Below are 19,841 nucleotides of genomic sequence, written 5' to 3' on the forward strand. Positions count from 1 at the left end.
ATGATTCTAAAATTGGCCCGACCCTGAGTTTTCACTCAAGCTATCCAAACATGCCATTTCGACCAAGTTTTGATTAAAAGAGGCCAGAATAGAGGCATAGGGCGATTGTTCCGCAACAATCGAAGGCTGATCGGGCCGCGACATGCGCGGCCCGGAGCGCGATTAGATGCCGACGTCGATGATCGCACGGGCAAGGATGGGCACGCTGTTCTGGTTCAGTCCGGCAATGTTCATACGGCTGTCGCCAACCATATAGATGCCATGTTTTTCGCGCAGCGCGTCGACCTTATCCGGCGTGGTGCCAAGCCGCGAGAACATGCCCCGGTGCTGGGCAAGGAAGCCAAAGCGGTCCGATCCGGAAAGTTTCTGCAACTCACCCGCCAGTTGCTCACGCAGACCCAGCATGGCGTTGCGAACATCCTCAAGCTCGGCCATCCAATCGGCCTTGAGCTCGTCATCGGTCAGGATGGTCGACACGATCCGCGCGCCGTGATCGGGCGGGAAGCTGTAGTTCTGGCGGTTGAGAAAGGCCAAAGTGGCTTGGTTCAGCCCCTGCGCCGCCTCGGCAGCCACCAGCATCAGAATGCCGGTCCGTTCGCGGTAGATGCCGAAGTTCTTAGAGCAGCTTGCCGCGATCAGGCACTCAGGCACCGAGGCGGCCACTTTGCGCGTCGCAGCGGCATCCGCCTCCAACCCGTCGCCAAATCCCTGATAGGCGATGTCGATCATCGGCACGGCACCGGTGCTTTGCAGCACTTCGATCACCGCGTCCCACTCCGCGCTGTTGAGGTTCGCGCCCGTGGGGTTGTGGCAGCAGCCGTGCAGCAGGACCACATCGCCTTTCTTGGCGGTCTTGAGGTCTTCGATCATGCCGTCGAAGTTCACGCCGCCGGTCGCGCTGTCGAAATAGCGGTAGTTCACCACTTCCATGCCCAGATAGGACAGGATCGACAGGTGGTTCGGCCATGTCGGATCAGAGACGAAAACCCGCGCTTCGGGGTTGGCCATGCGCACCAGTTCAAAGGCCTGACGCACAGCACCGGTGCCACCGGGGGTGGCGGCAGCGGCAATCGCGCCGCGCGGCACGGCATCGCCTAGAACGAGCGCAGCCATCGCATTGGTATAGGTCGGATCACCCGCCAGACCGGTGTAGACCTTGGTGTCTTGGTTTTCCCAGATGCGCTGTTCGGCGGCTTTGACGGCGCGCATCACCGGGGTGTTGCCGCTGGCGTCTTTGTAGACACCGACGCCGAGGTCGATCTTCGTGTCGCGCGGGTCTTCGCGGTAGGCCTGTACAAGGGCGAGGATCTTATCGGCGGGTTGCGCCTTGAGCGTCTCGAACATTGGGTTCTCCGGTTGGAAGGTAACGGTAAAAGGTTAAGCCGCGCCGGTGGCCACGGGCACGGTGGGGAACATGCCCCATTCCGCCCATGAGCCATCGTAGAGCGACCATTTGCGGTGGCCCAGCCGCTCCAGCGCCAGCGCCAGCACGGCGGCGGTGATGCCCGAGCCGCAGGAGGTGATGACGGGTTTCGACAGGTCCACGCCCGCCGCCTCGAAAATGGCGCGGGTCTCTTCGGGGGTCTTCATCGTCTTGTCGTCGTTGAGCAATTCGGTGAAGGGCACGTTACGCGCGCCGGGAATATGGCCTGCGCGCAGCCCCTCGCGCGGTTCAGGCGCATCGCCGCGGAAACGTGCTGCGGCACGGGCGTCGACGATCTGCGGATCGCCGAGTTTGGAGGCATGGGCCACCTGTGTCACGTCGCGCACCAATTGGTTCTGGAAACGCACGGTCATATGGCGGTCGCGCGGGACAGGCGGCATATCTTCAGTCTCGCGCCCCTCGGCCTGCCATTTGGGCAACCCGCCATCCAGCACGGCGACATTCTCTTGCCCCATCAGGCGGAACAGCCACCAGACCCGGGCCGCCGACATCAGGCCTGCGCCATCGTAGACCACCACCTGATGCCCGTCACCCACACCCATGGCGCGCAGCCGCGACATGAATTTCTCGATCGGCGGAGCCATATGCGGCAGGTCTGAGCGCGCGTCAGAGATATCGTCGATGTCGAAAAAGCGCGCGCCGGGGATGTGCGCGGCGTCATACTCCGCCTTCGGATCGCGCCCGGCGTCGGGCAGATACCACGAGGCATCAAGGATGCGCAGGTCCGGGTCTTTCAGATGCTGAGCCAACCAATCGGTTGACACCAATGTCTTGGGATCGTCGGCCATGGGGGCCTCCTTCGTCGCGGGCGTTGCCCATGCCTATAACCGGCAGGGGATGCTGGCAAGTGGAAGGGGGGCGGTGAGAGGTGTAAGGAGGGCCATCCCCTGCCCGTGGGGTGGCGATGCTACGGGCTGTTGGCACCACTTTATGGTTCAACTTTGATGTGTGCCGTCAAGGAGGCGCCCGCTTCACCAAATCGCCAGCCCGGTCGCACCAAAGGTGCGCCTAGTGTATTCTGGCACGCCTCTGGCGTGATGGGCGGGCAGGCGATGGCCCGGCGCCTACGGCTTGATTCCGGGCCTGCCGCGCGTCTTACCCGTGATCTTTCAACAACCGCTGCTTCTGCCGCGACCAATCGCGCTTGGCCGCCGTCTCGCGCTTATCGTGCAGCTTCTTACCCTTGGCCACGCCGATCTTGATCTTCGCCATGCCGCGATGGTTGAAATACATCACCAAGGGCACCAGCGTCATGCCCTTGCGTTGCGTCGCGTTCCACAGGTCAGCGAGCTGCTTGCGGCTCACCAGAAGCTTCCGACGTCGGCGCTCCTCATGTTGAAAGGTCTTGGCCTGCTTGTAGGGCGCCACATAGGAGTTCACCAACCACAGTTCGCCATCCTCCACGGCGGCGTAGCTCTCGGCGATATTCGCCCCGCCTTCGCGTAGGGATTTCACCTCGGATCCCTCAAGGATGATACCGCATTCGATATCTTCTTCGATCGCGTAATCAAACCGCGCGCGGCGGTTTTCGGCGATCACCTTGTAATTCGGATCGGATTTGGAACTGGATTTGACCTGTGACATGCCAAAGCATGTAGAGCGCCCCCCGCCCCGGTGCAAGATGCTGCCGCTCAGTCACCGAGCTTGGCGTACACCTCATCCAAATCGATCTCCCCTAGGGGTTGCTTATTGCCGGGGTTGTCGAAGTCATATTTGAACAGATCGAAGTCGCGTTTGTAGATCTCGCGCATCAGATGCATCGACAGATCGTCAAAGTAATCCTCGACCGGATGCGCCCGCTTGGGCCCATGGCCCTCGCTCTCGTTAAAGCGCGGGATCGCGGCCAGATCGACGGGGTGCGGCGTGTCCACGGCATCGAGCACCTGCTGCATCCCATCGTTGAACCGCTCGGTCCAGAAGATCTGGTCGTAGGTGCCGCCGTTGACGATAAAGGTGCTGACATGGCCCGAGACCGCCGACCAGTGAATGTCCGGGTCCATTGGCCGCCGCCAACGAATGGTATCGCGGGCGAACAGCAGGAACCGCCGGAAACTCGCGATCTGGTCGAACTCCTCCCTGCCGTCCTCACCGCCTACGTCTATCCCGTATTTCTGCACCAGCAGCGGCACCAGATTGCCGCGATAGCGCCGCCCGTTGCGCTGAATGCCGCAAATCTTGTCAAAGAAAGACGACAGAATTCGCGTGTAAGGGTTGCGCACACAGGTAAAGGCATAGGATTTGCGCGCCGTCACATTCTCGGTGATCGGCCCCTGCGACCCATCCAAGGCCCATTTATGAATGCCCGACTTGGCATCATGGATGTCGCCGTCAAAGAATTCGCCATGGTCGGAATAATACATGATCTGGCCAATGGTCGAACAGGCGCATTTTGGCACCACGCGGTACACCATGCTCTCACTTTCCGTCATCCATGTTCCGGGAAAACCCATGCGCGTCCTGCCTCCTGCTGGCGTTGGCTGTTTTGAGCAACAGTCAGACCTCGGTGCAAAAAAGCAAAGAAATGCTGTTTATTCAATCGGTCTTCAGGATTAACTAGGAAGGTGATCCACGACAAAAGGCCGATGCAAGCGGGCCGCGACAAGGACATTCGGTATCCTGCATGGCGAAAATTGCCTATATCCTGCTGTGCCACAAGGATCCGGAGGCCATTATCCGGCAAGCCGAGCGGCTGACCGCGGTGGGCGATTACATGGCGATCCATTTCGACGCCTCCGCCAGCGCCGAAGACTACGCCCAGATCACCGCGGCCCTGCGCGACAACCCCAACGTCGCCTTCCCGCGCAAACGCATCCGCTGCGGCTGGGGCGAGTGGTCACTGGTGCAAGCCACGCTCGACACGCTCACCGCCGCGATGGAAGCCTTTCCGCGCGCCACGCATTTCTACCTGCTCTCGGGCGATTGCATGGCGATCAAATCCGCCGAATACGCGCATCGGTTCCTTGATGAAAATAACGCGGATTTCATCGAAAGCGTGGATTACTTCGAAAGCGATTGGATCAAGACCGGCTGGAAAGAAGAGCGGCTGATCTATCGCCATTGGTTCAACGAACGCACGCAGCGCAAACGCTTTTATGCGATGTTCGAGGCGCAAAAGCGTCTCGGCCTGACCCGCAAGATCCCTGCCGACCTTCAGGTGCAGATCGGCAGCCAATGGTGGTGCCTGCGCCGCCGCACCGTCGAGGCGCTGATGGCATTCAGCCGCGAACGCCCCGATGTCATCCGCTTTTTTCGCAGCACGTGGATCCCGGATGAGACCTTCTTTCAAACCCTCGTGCGCCACCTCGTCCCCGAAGGCGAAATCGCCAACCGGAGCCTGACCTTCCTGCTGTTTTCCGACTACGGCATGCCGGTCACCTTCTACAATGACCACTATGACCTGCTGCTCGGCCAGAACCACCTCTTCGCCCGCAAAATCAGCCCCGAGGCACTGGACCTCAAACGCCGCCTCGGCCTGCTCTACGCCGCGCAAGGCGTGCCTTTCCAGATCAGCGACGAAGGCCGCAACCTATTCGAATTTCTCACCGCGCGCGGCCGCATTGGCCGCCGTTTCGCCCCCCGCTTTTGGGAGAGGGAATCCAGCCTTGGCCGCGAACGTGAACTGCTGATCATCATCGCCAAGAAATGGCATGTGGCAAAACGGCTCGTCGGACGGATACGCCAGCAAACCGGCCTCCCGGCGGTGGATTTCCTCTTCAACGAAGAAGACACCCCCTGCCCGATCTCGGCGGCATTCAAACCACGCTGGAAAAACGCACCCGCCACCGCCGCGCCCTGATGAGGATGCTCTACGACTACTACGACAGCACGCGGCTGATCGTCTGCATCGACACGTCGAACCTCGACCTGCTCCGCGATTTCGCCTCGGATCGCGCGCAGGTGCGCATGCTCGAAGTCGAATGCAAACTGACCGACGCCTATCTCAGCGGCCACGCGCGGCGCATCGGCCTGAGCGGCGCGCAAACATCGCAAGAAAACCTGTCCCGCCTGCTCCCCACGATCCGCGGGAACATGCTGCATGAGGTCGACCAAATCCGCGACGCCCAATTCGCAAACTACAGCCGCCTCTCCGAATACGCCGCCCCCGAAACCAACGCCGCAGCCCTCGCCTACTTCCTCAAGGTGACCGAAGGCGAGGCCCGCGCGATCGTCCAGCCCGCAGGCCTCTTCGCAGATTAGCGCCGCCCGCCCCTACCGTCTGGAACAGCCCTCCGCGCCAAGCGTTGAACCAAGAACGCCGCCCCGCGGCCCGACGCACCACAACGCAAGAGGTTTTCCATGACACGTAAGTTCACCGCCCTCGCCACATCGCTCCTGCTCGCCCCCGCAGCCCTCTTCGCGCAAGAGACCGCCCCCGAGGCCGAGCGCATCAGCATGTCCCAAGCCATCAAATCCGCACAAAGCAGCATCGATGGCGGCGTGCTGGAAGCCGAAATCGAAACCGAAGGCGACGCGCTGGTCTATGAGATCGACCTGGTCCGCGGCGAATCCGTGTACGAAGTCACCGTCAATGCCGCCACCGGCGATGTAATGAAGCAGTCCGAAGAGCAACTCACCAGCTTCCTCAGCGGCCTCTTCCAAGAGGACGAATTGCGCGCCGCTGGCACGGCCCGCGATGTGCTGATGACCGCACTGACCGAGCTGGAAGGCCAAGACGGCACATGGATCGAGGAAGTCTCGCTCGACGATGAAGATGACCGCATGGTTTATGAAGTCGAACTGACCGACGCCACCGGCGAACGCGAGCTGCTGATCGACGCCACCACCGGCGAAATCACCCCCGACGACTGACCCCAGCCAAAGGTGCGGCCGCCTCTACCGGCCGCACCCCCTATCTTCATCCTTTCTCAAATACCCTGCACCACACCGGCCCCAAACGCTCCACCAGCGTTTGACGCGCCGAGCTACCCCGCCCGCCCGAGACCAGATCCACCGGATCGATCCCGCGCTTCTCCGCACTGGCACGCACCGCCTCGCGCAGGGCCGCGCTTCGTTCTAGCAGGCGGCGGAACCGGTCTTCGTCCAGAACCAAAAGCGTGGTCGGCGCGATGGCGCGCACATCTACCCGACGGACGCGGTTCGTCAGGATGGCCATCTGGCCGAACATCTCCCCCGCCCCAATCGCCAAGTCTGGCCCGCGCTTTCCAATTCGACCGCACCCGAGGCGATGAAAAACACGCTGCGCGCCGGGCTTTCCTTGCGCAAAACCACGTCGCCGATATCGACATAGCGGGTCTTGAGCGCCCGGCTCAGCCGTTTGAGCGCGCCCTCCTCTAGATCCGCAAACAGCGGAAACTGTTCGATGAAAGCGCCGCGCCGCACGGCAAGGTCAAGCCCCGGGCGCCCCTCTGCCGCGGTGCGCCGGGTCGCCAGTTCCTGCATCAAGGCGGTATAGACTTCGGCCCCAAAAAGACCGTCTTCGCGCATCAATGTATATTCGCGTTCTTCCAAACGCAGTGCCGTGCGGCGGATGAAACGCCGTTCCAACTCCTCAGCATAGCCGGGATACTGCAAGCGCAGCCCCTCCAGCGCGGTCTCAATCCCTTCGATACGGCGCGCCAACAGGTCGTGCAGCAATTCCGCCACCCGCCGCCCGTGGATCCGGCGAATGCGGCCATCGATGAAAGTGCCCAGATCCCGCAGGATCAACCGTTGCGACAGCAGCATTTCAAAGCGGTCCGCCGTCATCCGCGCCAGCGGCCCCGACACGCCGTAGCGCCCGTGCAGCACTGCCGCTGCGCGAAATGTGCGGCCATAGGCCACGCTGCGCCGGGCCGCGCGTTGATAGCCGCTGCGCCCTTGGGTCCGCGCCCCTTCGATCAGCCGGTCCGCATCCGAAAGCACCAGATCGGCCATCCGGGCCGAGATCGTCCGCTCGCGCACCCGTGCAAGGATCGTGTCACGCTCATGCCCCGCCAGCGCGATCAGCCCAAGGGCGATCCGGTCGCGGTCGAGGATATCGGTCGCCTCCTCCGCGGTTTTGACCGCTGTCTCAAGCCGTTCGCCAAACCGTTTCGCCTCGGAGCGCACGATGTCGCGGTTCAGGTCGTAATTCTCGGTCGTTTGGGCCACGTCTTCGCGCACGGTCTGCAAGGCCACGGCGATGACCTGACGCGACAGCGCGTGATCGATGGGCGAGAGTTGATCGAGCCCCAACCGCCCGATGATCCAACGCAGCGTCGTACCCTGGGCCAGCAGGGTGAAGAGCGTGAAGCCGGTGGCCAAGATACCCACGATCCGCTGAATGTCATCCGGCACCCGCACGCTTTCCGTCACCGCCAGCGCCAGCGCCAGCGTGACCGCTCCGCGCAAACCGCCCCAGAGGATCGCCACCCGGTAGGGCCGCTCGACCGCAGGCGAAAGCTTCGCCGCCGTCAATAGGGGCAGCAGGCCGAAAAGGATCACCGCGCGGGCGAAAATGGCGGCCACCACGACCACGGCGATAAGAAAGAAATCCTCCAGCCGGACTTCCTCAAGCAGCCGCGGGATCAGCAGGGCGGCGAGGATAAAGATGAGCGCCCCGGCCCAATGGGCCAGCACGTCCCAAAGCTCGCGCAGGTTGGTCAACGCCTGTGGCGGCAGCCGCCCCGGCGCGGTGAGGTTCAGCGTCAACCCCGCCGCCACCACAGCGATCACCCCCGAAGCGCCGACGCTTTGCTCGGCCACGATATAGGCCAGATAAGGCAGCGCGACCGAGATCGACTGTTGCGCCAATTCATGCCGCGCAAACAGCGCCATGACCCAAACCGCGATCCGCGCGCCCAGCCAGCCCACCAGCGCCCCACCTGCGATCAGCATTGGGAATTGCGCAAGCGCACTGCCCAGTTCCGGGTCGGGAATGCCCAGCATGACATAGCCCATGAACAGGCCGAAAAGCGCGATGGCGGCGGCATCGTTCAGCAGGCTTTCGCCTTCGATGATCCGCGCAAGCCGCCGCGGGGCCGAGATCGACCGAAAGATCGAGACCACCGCCGATGGGTCCGTGGTCGAGACGATGGCCCCGATCAGCAGACAGGCCGCCAGCGGGATCGCACTGACCCAGAAAAGCGCGTAGCCGATGCTGACCGTCGCCACCACCACGGCCACGACCGCCAGCACCAGAATGGGCACCCAATCGTCGACCATGCGGCGCAGGTTCATTCCCAATGTCGCCTGAAACAACAGCGTCGGCAGGAAGACGTATAGAAAGACGTTCGACCGGATCGGCAGCCCCAGAATGGCCGCCGCCACCGGGTTTAGCGCATCCGTCAGATCGGTCCGCAGGAAAAAGGTCGCCGAGACCCCGATCAGGATGCCCAGCACCGCAAGGATCACGCTGTAGGGCAGTTGCAACCGCGCCGCCAAAGGCTCGGCCAAGCCGATAACGACAAAGAGCGACGCAATGACCGTGGTGACGAGGATGATGTCCATATAGGATGGAATACCAGAATTTAGCTGAATGCGGGGCGCTTCTTGCCCCGCTCAGCGCCTGCAGTTCGTGGTGAGGTTATTTCCGCGCGCGCCGTTCGGCCCGCCAGCGGGCAAAGCGGCCCCGCCGCGCGGCGATGTCATCCTCGATCGCCTCGATCTTGGGGTCCAGCCGCGCCCGGCGGAACCGCCGCCAGCGCACCCAGATCGCATAGAAGAGTGCCGCGGCGAGGGTCAGCACGATGATGGTCACGAGGGGGATGCCCTTGCTCGCCTCCGGCCCCTCGACCGGGCGGAGCGAGATGGCATTGGGGTAGATCGACAACAGTTCACTGCGCCAGCCATAGTGTTTCAGCGCGTAATACTGCGGCGCGCCGGTGGTGCTGCGGGCATCGGCTGCCTCGGCCTGAAGGTTGGCGGTGTCGAACTTGAAATAGGGCGGCCAGCCCCAGCCGGTGTCTTCGTTGCGGTAGACCATGACATCGCCCTTGGCCCGGCGGGTCTGGATGAAAAAGACATCGCGGTTGACCGCCTGCCCCGCGCTATCAGTCGATGAGCCGGACCAGAAGATCGAGTTGTTGCCGAAGTCGATCCGCTTTTCATAGGTGTCCGTGACGCGGACGATATCGGTCTGCGGCAGGGTATAGTGGAAGAACGCCCCCACCAGCACCCAGACGGTCACCCAGAACACCCATTTAACGATTCTCATCTTCGGCCCTTTCCATTAGGTCGCGCGGCCGGACAGGGGCCTTTGCCCTTCTGACATAGTGTTTCCGCGGCACTGCGGCAAATGCCTTACGCGCATTAACACGCGACATTTGCCGCAAAATGCGGGCCTTAGCTGCCCAGCAGCGCTTTGGTCAGGTCGCTGTCCGGCTCTGACAGCGGATCGATCACGTCGAAATGGTGCTTGCCCTCGGCCACCACATGTTTCGCGCCCCAACTGCGGGCGAAATTCTCGGCCTGTTCGAGGAAGACGGGCCGCTCCGCCGCGCCGACCCAAACGGTCACATCCACACCATGGGGCGGGGTCATCTTGATCGGGCTTTCAGCGGCGGCTTCGGCCTCATCCAGCCGCAAAATGTCGTTCATTTCGGTTTGCAACAAGGGCGCCAGATCAGCCACGGGGGAGATCGGCACGATCCGCGTGATCCGGTCGCGCACCTCGGCCCCCAGCAGCAGCGGGTCGGTCATGCGGGCCACCAAATGCCCACCCGCCGAATGGCCCGACAGCACGATGGTGCCCTGCGTGCGGTTCGCCACTTCGGTCAGCGCCGCGGCGATTTGGGTGGAAATCTCGGAAATGCGCACATCGGGGCAGAGGTCATAGGACGGCACCGCCACGGCATAGCCCCGCGCCAGCGGACCGGCGGCCAGATGCGACCAATAGCTCTTGTCGAAAGCCTTCCAATAGCCGCCATGCACGAAGACCGCCGTGCCGCGCGAGACACCCTCGGGCTGGAAAAAGTCGAACTTTTGACGGTCCGAAGGGCCATAGCGCACGTTAAGCTGCGCCCGCGCCCCCAATGACGCGCGGAATGCCTCTGCCTCCTTTTCCCAGCGGGGCGGAAAGCCGTCGGCCCCGTCGATATAGGCAGCGTTTGCATAGGCGTCATCTAGCATCATTTGGGTCTCCCACCCCGGATTTGATCAAACTTAACTGGACAATCATACTCGTTGTTGCTTTGGAGGCTATAGAGAATAGCGGAGAGATGACATGACTGATGCTAAGACGGATCTGAAATCACTGCTGAAAGACCCCAGCCTGCTTGAAACCCGCGCCTATATCGGCGGCCAATGGGTCGAAGGCGACGACGGTACATTTGACGTGACCAATCCCGCGCGGGGCGATGTCATCGCACAGGTCGCCGACCTTAGCCGCGCGCAGGTCGCGGGCGCGATTGCCCAAGCCGAGAAGGCGCAGAAGGACTGGGCCGCTTGGACTGGCAAGGAACGCGCCGCCGTGTTGCGCAAATGGTTCGACCTGATGATGGAGAACCAAGACGATCTGGGCACCATCCTCACTGCCGAACAGGGCAAGCCGCTGGCCGAAGCCAAGGGCGAGATCGCCTATGGCGCGTCCTTCATCGAATTCTTTGGCGAAGAGGCCAAGCGCGTCTACGGCGAGATGATCCCCGGCCACCAGCGCGACAAACGCATCATGGTGATGAAGCAACCCATCGGCGTCGCGGCCTCGATCACGCCGTGGAACTTCCCCAACGCGATGATCACCCGCAAGGCGGCCCCCGCGCTGGCGGCGGGCTGTTCGTTTGTGGCGCGTCCGGCGGCGGAGACGCCGCTGTCGGCCATCGTCATGGGCGTGCTCGCGGAACGCGCAGGGATCCCGGCGGGCGTGTTCAACGTGGTGCCGTCCTCCTCCTCCTCCGCCGTGGGCAAGGAGTTCTGCGAGAACCCGGCGGTGCGCAAGCTGACCTTCACCGGCTCAACCGAGGTCGGGCGCATCTTGCTGAAACAGGCCGCCGATCAGGTGATGAAATGCTCAATGGAACTGGGCGGCAACGCGCCCTTCATCGTCTTCGACGACGCCGATCTCGACGCGGCGGTCGAGGGCGCGATCATGTGCAAGTTCCGCAACAACGGCCAGACCTGCGTCTGCGCGAACCGGATCTACGTGCAGGCGGGCGTCTATGACGCCTTCGCGGCCAAGCTGAAGGACCGCGTGAGCCAGATGAAGGTCGGCGACGGCCTCGAAGAGGGCACCGATCTGGGCCCGCTCATCAACCCCGAAGCCTCGGACAAAGTGCAAGAGCATATCAAGGATGCGGTCGACAACGGCGCGGAAATCATTCTGGGCAACGCCAAGGACGACATGGGCGGCAACTTCTTCGGGCCCACCATCGTGACCGGCGTGACGCAGGATATGAAAGTCGCCAAGGAAGAGACATTCGGCCCCCTCGCGCCGCTCTTCAAGTTCGAGGATGTGGATGACGTGATCGCCATGGCCAACGACACGATCTTCGGCCTTGCCTCCTATTTCTACGCCAAGGACCTCAGCCGCGTCTACAAGGTGGCCGAGGCGCTGGAATATGGCATCGTCGGCGTCAACACCGGCATCATCTCGACCGAGCTTGCGCCCTTTGGCGGGGTCAAGCAATCCGGCCTTGGGCGCGAAGGATCGCACCACGGAATCGAAGACTATCTTGAGATGAAATACGTCTGCCTGTCGGTCTAAGCACCGGCGGAAGTTAAAGAAACGGGGCGTGCCATGGCGCGCCCCGTTTTGCATCGGGCTATTGCGTCAGCCGGTCCTGTGCCAGCATCCGGCGCTCCGCCCGCGAAAGATGCGAGATCGCTTGCGCGACATCACCTTCGCAACGCTGCAACGCCCGACACCACAGCCGATGTGCCGAACGGGGCGACCACGGCAGCGCCGCCTGCGCCAGCCATGCCCGCAGGGGCGGCGGCAGTTGGTCAAAGGCCGCCATCGGGTTCCCCTGACGCCGCCGCTGTTTCAGCCCGCTGCGCAGGTTTCGCTTTTTGCCAGTCATGCCGCGGGCCGCCCTTAATGCGCCTGCATATCCGCCGCGATCTCAGACGCGCTCAGCTCGGCGGGGAAATAGGTCGGCCAGTTGGTCAGTTCCTTCAACACCTCGGCGCGGTCATCGCCCCAGTAGAGGTGATAGTGATCGGCCTTTTGCGGCGCGATGATATGGTCGCTGAATTGGATATATTCCGGCGCTTCGGCATCGCCGCCCTCTTTGGCAAAGACATAGCGCACGCCGCGGTTGCCCTTCTTGTAGGTGAGCACCTCATAGCCATCGCTGACATAGCGCCCCTGCACCGGATCACCGTCCCGGAAGAAGGTCACGGCATTGCCGTCGATGGTGATGCGGTCCACATCGGTGGCATAGCCGACCTCGTAATAGGCCTTGTACTCCGCCGCCGTCTTGTCGCCGTGCTCGGCCTTGTGTTGCATCACCGCGTCCAGCGCGCCCTGCTGCAACAGCGGGTAGACCGATTGCCAGTCGCCCGCCCAATCCGACAAGGGCCGATCCTTGATCTGCGCGTCGTCAAAGTAGCCTTTGTAGATGTCGTTCTGGTCGTGGGCGTGGTCATGCGCATGGGAATGATCGTGGTCATGCGATGCCTCTTTCGTCTCGGCCACGACCGGGGCCGAAAGGGCAAGGCCCGCGCTGAGCGTCAGGAAGAATAGCGGGGATGCGGATGTTTGGGGCATGTCGTTCTCCGTGGTTTGGCCTGCGTCATGATTCGATATGTTATATCATAACTAGCGCGGAGTAGCCTTGTCCCGGAGAGTTTGCAACCCGATGGCCGCCAGCCCGAACACGAAAAAGCCGACAGCACTTTCATGCTGCCGGCCTTCGGGCGGGGAGAGATACGCCCTAGGGTGACCCGTCTTAGTTGGTCCGGGTCTGCGCCGCGCCGTCCGCATTCACTTGCTGGGACAGGGCCGCGGCGAATTCTTCGCCCGTCATGCCGATGAGCAGCTGGCCATCGGCGTCAACATCTTGGTCGATCTGCACGACCGCACGGTCGCTATCGGCGGCGAATTCCTCGGCCAGATCGATGGAATAGCGCATGGAACCGTCCGCTTGCGGCTCTGCGTTCGAGATGGTGCCGATGACCGTATCATCTGAGGCGACCGCCACGGTGCTGCCATCCAGCGCGATATCGGCATCCGTATCGATGTCCGAGGCCGCGGTTTGGTCGATGGCCTGTTCGGTGGTCAGGGTGCCATTCGCCTCGGCCCCGGCTGTGGTGTCCAATTCCGTGCCCGCCAGATCGGCGGTCGCATCGGTGCCGACACCCGCGTCCAGCGTCTGTGCGGCGACTGGGGCCGCCATAAGAGCGGCGACAGCCGTGGTCAGGGAAAGCTTGCGTAGGGAATTTGCATAGGTCGTCATGGTTCTTCCTTTCATTGCGCGTGCGGTACTCTGCACGCTGTTGTCCGGGCACGCCTGCCCGGTCCCCCACTCAACCCGACAGCTTTTGCTTGGTTTCACCCCGCCCCCGCGCAGCAGAAAGCCGCCGTTTTCGCCCCCAAGCTTTGGCAGATATTCACCCACGAACGGGTCGAGCTTGGGAGGCGACCGCCCAGAAAAAAGGCCCGCCAAAAGCGGGCCTTCGCAAAGCGCCGGAACGGTTGCGCTTAGTTCACGGATTTGGCGTCAACCACGTCCTTGTCGATCGCCTTCACCTCGGAAGAGATGGTGATCTGACGCGGTTTCAGGGCCTCGGGCACCTGACGCTCAAGCTCGATATGCAGCATGCCGTTGGCATGGGCCGCGCCGATCACCTGAACGTGGTCGGCCAGATGGAAGCGACGCTCAAAGGCGCGGGTGGCGATGCCGCGGTGCAGATAGGTCTTGGCCTCATCCTCATCCGCCTTGCGGGCCGAAACGATAAGCGCCTTCTCACGCACTTCGACGCTCAGATCGCTATCCGAGAAACCGGCGACGGCGATCGAGATGCGATAGGCATCGTTGTCGAGCTTTTCGATGTTGTAGGGGGATAGCTGGGGGTGGCCCCATCATTTGTCAGAACCCGGTCCATCATGTTGGCGATCTGGTCGAAACCAACGCTGGAGCGGTAAAGGGGTGCGAAATCAAAGCTACGCATGTGTTCATCCTCATCAGTGAGCGATTGACATATCGGGCCTTCCACCATTGGACAGACCCGGTTTTTCAAGCGCCGAAGCCCTATTGAGGCACCTCGGCAAAGCTCATGTGGGAAAGGGTTTGCGCGCTTTCAAGTCCTGCCGCGCAGAATTACGGGCGGATGAATTTCGCCCCGGTGCCGCGCTCTTCTCCGACGCGGATGCGCTTGCCTGCGGGGTTGGAATCCAGAAACACGCCCTTGCCTGCCACCAGTTCCGCTTGCAGCAGTGCCAAAGGCGCGCCGAGCGCCGTGCCGAGCGAGACCTGCGCGCCCTCAACCTCGGCCTTGGCCGAAACGACGGAGACGATATGCGCCTCGCCTGCGACGAAACTAAAGATCGGCGCGCCGCTTGAGCCGAAATCGACCGCGCAGGAGGTCACCAAGACCCCTCTTGCTGGGCCAGCACCTTGCAGACCTCTTGCAAAGACGGTGCCTCGGCCCGATCGCGGGCATAGCTGACCACGCCCACACGGTCGCCGGGGCGCGGACGCGCGGCAGTGCCGAAGGGCCGGATGGTGGTGTTGCGGATCGGGCGGGAGAGTTCCAAAAGCGCCAGATCATTGCGCACCCGGCCCGAGGAGACCTCACCGTCATAGACGTAATCGGGATGCACCACGGCGCGGCGAATGTCGCGGTAGGCCCCGGCGCGGCCATTGCGCCAACCGGCGAGGAACTGCACCTCACCATGGTCGATCCGGGCCTTGGTTTCGCGGTCAAACAGGCAATGCGCAGCGGTCAGCACCAGACGCGGGGCGATTAGCGTGCCGGTGCAAAAGCCGGTCCCACCGATGTCGAGACGGCCCACCGCCTCCCACGCGGCGGCATCCACACCGTTGTCGAGCGCTTTGAGTGCGCTGTCTTGAGCCTGCGCCGCCGTGGCAAGGGTAAAGACGCCGAAGATAGCCGCCAACAATTGTCGCAAAATGCACCTCAAAACCATGTTTACTTGGCGGATATAGGGGAGTTGCGGCGAAAATACGGCGCGGGCTTAACGCAAACGCGGCACCTGCGCAGGCGCGTCAGGATCACGGCTGAGCGCGGGCGGTTTCGGCCCGCCACAGGCCCAATCGAGCAGTTCGACGCTATGCACCACCGGCACCCCGGTGCCCGATCCGATCTGCATCATGCAGCCAATATTGCCCGCCGCGATCACATCCGGTGATTTGGCCTCCAGGGTCTTGATCTTGCGCTCTTTCAGCTTGGCCGAAATCTCGGGCTGCATCAGATTATAGGTCCCCGCTGAGCCGCAGCAGAGGTGACTGTCCGCCGGTTCCACCACCGTGTATCCCGCCTGCTTCAGCAGGGTCTTCGGCGTGGCCTTGATCTGTTGCCCATGTTGCAGCGAACAGGCCGCATGATAGGCGACGACCATGCCCGACGCGGCCGGTTTGGCAAAGGGCAAGTCGAGCTCTGCCAGCAGTTCCGTCACATCCTTCGCAAGGGCCGAAACCCGCGCCGCATCCTCTGCCAGCGGGTCATTGCGGAACATATGGCCGTAATCCTTGACCGTGGTGCCGCAGCCCGAGGTGTTGATCACAATGGCATCCAGCCCCTCGCCGTCCATCTCGGCCCGCCATGCGCGGATGTTGCGGGCGGCGTGGGTGTGGCTCTCATCGGTCTTGCCCATGTGATGGGTCAGCGCGCCGCAACAGCCCGCCCCTTGGGCCACCACCACCTCGCAGCCCGCGCGGGTTAGCAGCCGGACCGTGGCGTCGTTGATATCGGTGTTCAGCGCCTTTTGGGCGCAGCCGGTCATCAGGGCCACCCGGCGCAGCGGCTTGCCCTTAGCCGGAAAGCTCTGCGGATCGTCGTTGCGGCTGACCGGGGGACCGTCTTGGGCGCCATTTCCAGCATGGCGCGCAGCCGCGCGTCGGGCATCCGCCGGGCAAAGGGCCGGCCGATCTTGGCCCCAAGCAGCGCCAGCCGAAAGCGTGTGGGATAGGGCAGAATCCGCGCCAGCATCCAGCGCAGGGCGCGTTCGCCCATGGGGCGCTTGTAGCGTTCTTCGATATAGGCGCGGGCGTGATCGACCAGATGCATGTAATGCACCCCGAGGGGCAGGTCGTCATACAGGCGAGGCAGGACAGGCAGCGGTCGATATGCTGAACCGTCTTTGGATCCGGGTCGCGGTCGTTCTCCAGCATGTCCTTGATCAGGTAGATGCGTCCGCGCGGGCTGTCCAACTCATCGCCCAAGACCTGATAGGTCGGGCAGGTCGCCGTGCAGAAGCCGCAGTGCACACAGGCGCGCAGAATCTCATTGCTGCGCTGCGTGTCAGGATCCTGCAACTGCGCGGGGGTGAAGGTGGTTTGCATGACGGCTCCGTTCCTATGTGCTGCGCATCAGATTGGCGAGGACGAGGCCGAACCACGGCACCGTCGTGCCCACGGCTCCCAGCACCCCGCTCCACCGGCGCATTGCCGGGCGCGGATCGGCCCGGCGCAGCGCTTGGACCACCAGCGCGATCACCCCGATCCATGCGGCCCAGAGCGCCAAGGCGATGGCCCCCAACAGCCAAGCGCTGTCGCCCCAATAGCGCAGCAGACCATAGCGCAGGGCAAGCGCGATCAGAAAGGTCGCCAGCACCATCGCCGCCAAGGCGCGGATGGCCCTAAGCGAAGGCGGCACGGCGATCAGCGCCTTGAACAGAAACGGGCCGATCAGAAAGACGATGAGGAAGACCAGCACCAAAGTCATGCGCTGCGGGCCAAGGCTTCGGCGTTAAACAGGCCACGGGGGTCGAACTTGGCCCTGAGCCCCGCCGTCAACCGCGCCACCCCCGACGCTTCGGGTTCCTGTCGGGGCAGCGTCCCCGCCGCCTCGGCCCGCAACAAGGTCGCGTGGCCGTCATACCGTCCCAAGCGGGCGCGCAGGTCCGTGCCGGGGCCATGCGCAGCCATAGCAGCCCCCCGGCCCAATCATAAAGCCGCGCCTCCGCCCCGGCCTTAGCCGCAAGCGCCGGAGCCTCGGTCGGGCGGCAATGCAGGCGCCAGACATCGCCCGCCGCCCCATGGAAGGGCGCCACATCTCGCAGATCACGCCAGAGGGTCTCTGAGCTACCTTCTGCAAGCACCTCGATCTCGCCCCCCGTGGCGGCAAGCAAATCCTTCAGCCGCCCGATCCGGTAGGTGACCGAGGTCTCGAACCCCTCCAACCGCAGGACCGTTCGGCCCTGCGCCGGGTCATGGGCCGCGCCGGTCACCTCGAAAGGGCTGCGCATGGCCAGCGCCATCGCGGCGATGGCGGCGGCGTCGTCCAGCCCGGACAGCACGAGCGTCGCGCTGGTTTCGGGTTTCGGGAGTACCTTCAGCGAGACTTCGGTCAGCGCGCCCAAGGTGCCCTGCGACCCGGCCATGAGCTTGACCAGATCATAGCCGGTGACATTCTTCATCACCCGGCCCCCGTTCTTGATGATGGCCCCCTGCCCATCGACGAACCGCACCCCCAAGAGGAAATCCCGCGCCGCCCCAACAGCAAGCCGCCGCGGGCCGCTGACATTGGCGGCAAAGACCCCGCCGATGGTCGGCGTGCCGCTGCGGTCCATGAGCGCGCGGTGGTCCATCGGCTCAAAGGCCAGCCGCTGTCCCTCGGCGGCCAAAGCGGCCTCGATCTCGGAGACCGGCGTGCCCGCCTGCGCGACCAGCGTCAGCGCGCCCGGCTCGTAAAGGGTGATCCCCCGCAGACCGGCAAGCGACAGTGCCGCGCCGGGCCCTGCCATGCCGCGTGTATCGCCGCCCCGCAGGGACAGGGGCGCCTCTGCGCCACGGATCGCCTCGGCCAGCTCCGCCTCGGAAGTCACCGTCACGCCGCCACCGATGCGCCGCTGCCGCGTCGCCCTTTCGTCACGTCGAGAGGGAAGACCTTGGCCGGGTTCAACAGCCATGCCGGGTCGAAGACATCCTTCACCATCAATTGCGCCTCTAGATCCGCGGGGGCGTATTGCTCATGCATCAGATCGCGCTTTTCGATCCCAACCCCATGCTCCCCGGTCAGGCAACCGCCCGCTTCGACGCAGAGCCGCAGGATATCGGCGCCAAAGGCCTCGCATTTCTCCAGATCGCCGGGTTTGTTGGCGTCAAACAGGATCAGCGGGTGCATATTGCCGTCGCCCGCGTGAAAAACATTGCCGACCTTGAGGCCATAGTCATCGGACATCTCACCGATCCGGCGCAGCACCATGGGCAGCTCATTCACCGGGATGGTGCCATCAAGGCACATGTAGTCGTTGATCTGCCCCATGGCGCCAAAGGCGGACTTGCGGCCCAGCCAGATCGCGGCGCTTTCCTCGGCGCTGGTGCTTTCGCGCAGTTCCACCGGGTTGTGACGGCGGGCAATCTCGGTGATCAGGGCAAGCTGGTGGTCGATCTCGGCATCGGAGCCTTCGACCTCCACGATCAGCAGCGCCTCGCACATCGGGTAGCCCGCATGGGCGAAAGCCTCCGTCGCCTCGATGCAGGGGCGGTCCATAAATTCGATCGCCACGGGCAAGACGCCCGCCTTGATGATGTCGCTGACACAGGCCCCAGCCACGGCGTTGTCGTCGAACCCCATGAGCACGGGCCGCGCGCCTTCGGGTTTGGGCAGGATGCGCAGGGTGGCTTCGGTCACCACGCCCAACTGCCCTTCGGAGCCGCAGATCACGCCCAAAAGGTCCAGCCCGCCCGCGTCCATATAACCGCCGCCGATCTCGACCACTTCGCCGTCCATCATGATCATGGTGACGCCCAAAAGGTTGTTGGTGGTGACACCGTATTTCAGACAATGCGCCCCGCCCGAGTTCATCGCGATATTTCCCGCGATGGCACAGGCCAACTGGCTGGAGGGGTCGGGCGCGTAGAAAAAGCCGTCTTCCTCCACCGCGCCGGTGACGCTCAGGTTGGTGCGCCCGGTCTGCACGCGCATCAGACGGTTGTCGTAGTCGACCTCAAGCACCTCGGCCATGCGCGCCACCCCCAGCACCACGCTATCGGCAGTGGGCAAGGCCCCACCGGCAAGCGAGGTGCCCGAGCCGCGCGGCACCACCGGCACGCCCTCCTCATGGCAGATCGCCAGAATGGACGAGACTTCTTCGGTGCTGGCAGGCAGGGTTACGGCCAAGGGGGGCATTTATAGGCCGTCAACGCGTCGCATTCATAGGCGCGGGTCTCATGCGCATCGTCAATCACGGCATCGCGGGGCAGCGCCGCGCGCAGCCGCGCCACGACCCGCGCCTTGCGCGCAATGATCCCGGCATCGGGTGTTGGCATCTGCATTCCGGTCCCTCCTCTGGCCCGCAGCATAGAGCCTATGGCGCGGGTTTGACCAGTTTGCCGCGCGCTTGGTGCAATTGCAC

At 63.4% G+C, this 19,841-nt stretch carries 12 protein-coding genes and 7 pseudogenes; 3 read left to right on the forward strand and 16 right to left on the reverse strand.

From position 1 onward, the window contains the following. Window positions 1-162: 162 nt before the first annotated feature. The 4 genes from CUR85_RS06605 to CUR85_RS06620 all read right to left on the reverse strand — a co-directional run bounded on the left by CUR85_RS06605 (window position 163) and on the right by CUR85_RS06620 (window position 3,894). The gene (locus CUR85_RS06605) at window positions 163-1,344 is read right to left on the reverse strand and encodes an amino acid aminotransferase (protein WP_067266822.1); all 1,182 of its coding nucleotides are present in this window, start codon (window positions 1,342-1,344) and stop codon (window positions 163-165) included. Window positions 1,345-1,377: 33 nt separating this feature from the next. After that, entirely contained in the window at window positions 1,378-2,232 is an 855-nt protein-coding gene (sseA, locus tag CUR85_RS06610) for a 3-mercaptopyruvate sulfurtransferase (RefSeq protein ID WP_067266820.1), read from the reverse strand. Window positions 2,233-2,539: 307 nt separating this feature from the next. Next, window positions 2,540-3,028: an SsrA-binding protein SmpB gene (gene smpB, locus CUR85_RS06615; protein WP_067266812.1), complete on the reverse strand. Its 489-nt coding sequence runs from the start codon at window positions 3,026-3,028 to the stop codon at window positions 2,540-2,542. A gap of 47 nt (window positions 3,029-3,075) precedes the next feature. Beyond that, entirely contained in the window at window positions 3,076-3,894 is an 819-nt protein-coding gene (locus tag CUR85_RS06620) for a sulfotransferase family protein (protein ID WP_067266810.1), read from the reverse strand. Window positions 3,895-4,064: 170 nt separating this feature from the next. Between CUR85_RS06620 and CUR85_RS06625 the strand changes: the two are divergent. Both CUR85_RS06625 and CUR85_RS06630 read left to right on the forward strand, forming a co-directional pair. Further along, window positions 4,065-5,641 (forward strand): annotated as a pseudogene (locus CUR85_RS06625) (DUF5928 domain-containing protein). 99 nt (window positions 5,642-5,740) lie between these two features. Next, window positions 5,741-6,253 carry a PepSY domain-containing protein gene (locus CUR85_RS06630; RefSeq protein WP_067266806.1) on the forward strand — a complete coding sequence of 171 codons (513 nt, stop codon included), beginning with the start codon at window positions 5,741-5,743 and terminating at the stop codon, window positions 6,251-6,253. 46 nt (window positions 6,254-6,299) lie between these two features. On the opposite strand, the pseudogene CUR85_RS06635 reads toward CUR85_RS06630, so the two are convergent. The 3 genes and pseudogenes from CUR85_RS06635 to CUR85_RS06645 all read right to left on the reverse strand — a co-directional run bounded on the left by CUR85_RS06635 (window position 6,300) and on the right by CUR85_RS06645 (window position 10,495). Then, window positions 6,300-8,872 (reverse strand): annotated as a pseudogene (locus CUR85_RS06635) (cation:proton antiporter). A 76-nt stretch (window positions 8,873-8,948) separates the two neighbouring features. Beyond that, complete coding sequence (locus tag CUR85_RS06640; protein ID WP_067266803.1) at window positions 8,949-9,578, reverse strand: DUF1523 family protein; 630 nt, start codon at window positions 9,576-9,578, stop codon at window positions 8,949-8,951. Window positions 9,579-9,706: 128 nt separating this feature from the next. Further along, a complete protein-coding gene (locus CUR85_RS06645) occupies window positions 9,707-10,495 on the reverse strand; it encodes an alpha/beta hydrolase (RefSeq protein ID WP_067266801.1) in 789 nt (262 codons plus the stop codon). Between the two features lie 91 nt (window positions 10,496-10,586). On the opposite strand from CUR85_RS06645, the gene CUR85_RS06650 reads away from it, so the two are divergent. Further along, on the forward strand, window positions 10,587-12,062 hold the full coding sequence (locus CUR85_RS06650) for an NAD-dependent succinate-semialdehyde dehydrogenase (protein ID WP_067266799.1): 1,476 nt from the start codon (window positions 10,587-10,589) through the stop codon (window positions 12,060-12,062). 58 nt (window positions 12,063-12,120) lie between these two features. Here the strand turns inward: CUR85_RS06650 and CUR85_RS06655 are convergent, their stop codons facing one another. The 9 genes and pseudogenes from CUR85_RS06655 to CUR85_RS06695 all read right to left on the reverse strand — a co-directional run bounded on the left by CUR85_RS06655 (window position 12,121) and on the right by CUR85_RS06695 (window position 19,761). Continuing rightward, window positions 12,121-12,378: a DUF6525 family protein gene (locus tag CUR85_RS06655; RefSeq protein WP_067266797.1), complete on the reverse strand. Its 258-nt coding sequence runs from the start codon at window positions 12,376-12,378 to the stop codon at window positions 12,121-12,123. 14 nt (window positions 12,379-12,392) lie between these two features. After that, window positions 12,393-13,067: a metal-binding protein ZinT gene (locus tag CUR85_RS06660; RefSeq protein WP_067266795.1), complete on the reverse strand. Its 675-nt coding sequence runs from the start codon at window positions 13,065-13,067 to the stop codon at window positions 12,393-12,395. Between the two features lie 181 nt (window positions 13,068-13,248). Further along, the gene (locus tag CUR85_RS06665; protein WP_067266794.1) at window positions 13,249-13,755 is read right to left on the reverse strand and encodes a hypothetical protein; all 507 of its coding nucleotides are present in this window, start codon (window positions 13,753-13,755) and stop codon (window positions 13,249-13,251) included. A gap of 245 nt (window positions 13,756-14,000) precedes the next feature. After that, window positions 14,001-14,470: pseudogene (locus tag CUR85_RS06670) on the reverse strand (Hsp20 family protein). Window positions 14,471-14,619: 149 nt separating this feature from the next. Further along, window positions 14,620-15,449: pseudogene (locus CUR85_RS06675) on the reverse strand (trypsin-like serine peptidase). Between the two features lie 48 nt (window positions 15,450-15,497). After that, a pseudogene (gene glcF / locus CUR85_RS06680) lies at window positions 15,498-16,824 on the reverse strand (glycolate oxidase subunit GlcF). A gap of 13 nt (window positions 16,825-16,837) precedes the next feature. Next, window positions 16,838-17,206: a hypothetical protein gene (locus CUR85_RS06685; protein WP_067268525.1), complete on the reverse strand. Its 369-nt coding sequence runs from the start codon at window positions 17,204-17,206 to the stop codon at window positions 16,838-16,840. Then, window positions 17,203-18,314, reverse strand: a pseudogene (locus tag CUR85_RS06690) (FAD-binding protein). Before CUR85_RS06690 ends, CUR85_RS06685 begins: the two are co-directional and overlap by 4 nt. Next, window positions 18,311-19,761, reverse strand: a pseudogene (locus CUR85_RS06695) (FAD-linked oxidase C-terminal domain-containing protein). The pseudogenes CUR85_RS06690 and CUR85_RS06695 overlap by 4 nt, the downstream one beginning before the upstream one ends. Window positions 19,762-19,841 lie beyond the last annotated feature (80 nt).

Source organism: Sulfitobacter faviae (genome assembly GCF_029870955.1).
In the GTDB taxonomy this organism is placed as follows: Bacteria; Pseudomonadota; Alphaproteobacteria; order Rhodobacterales; family Rhodobacteraceae; genus Sulfitobacter; species Sulfitobacter faviae.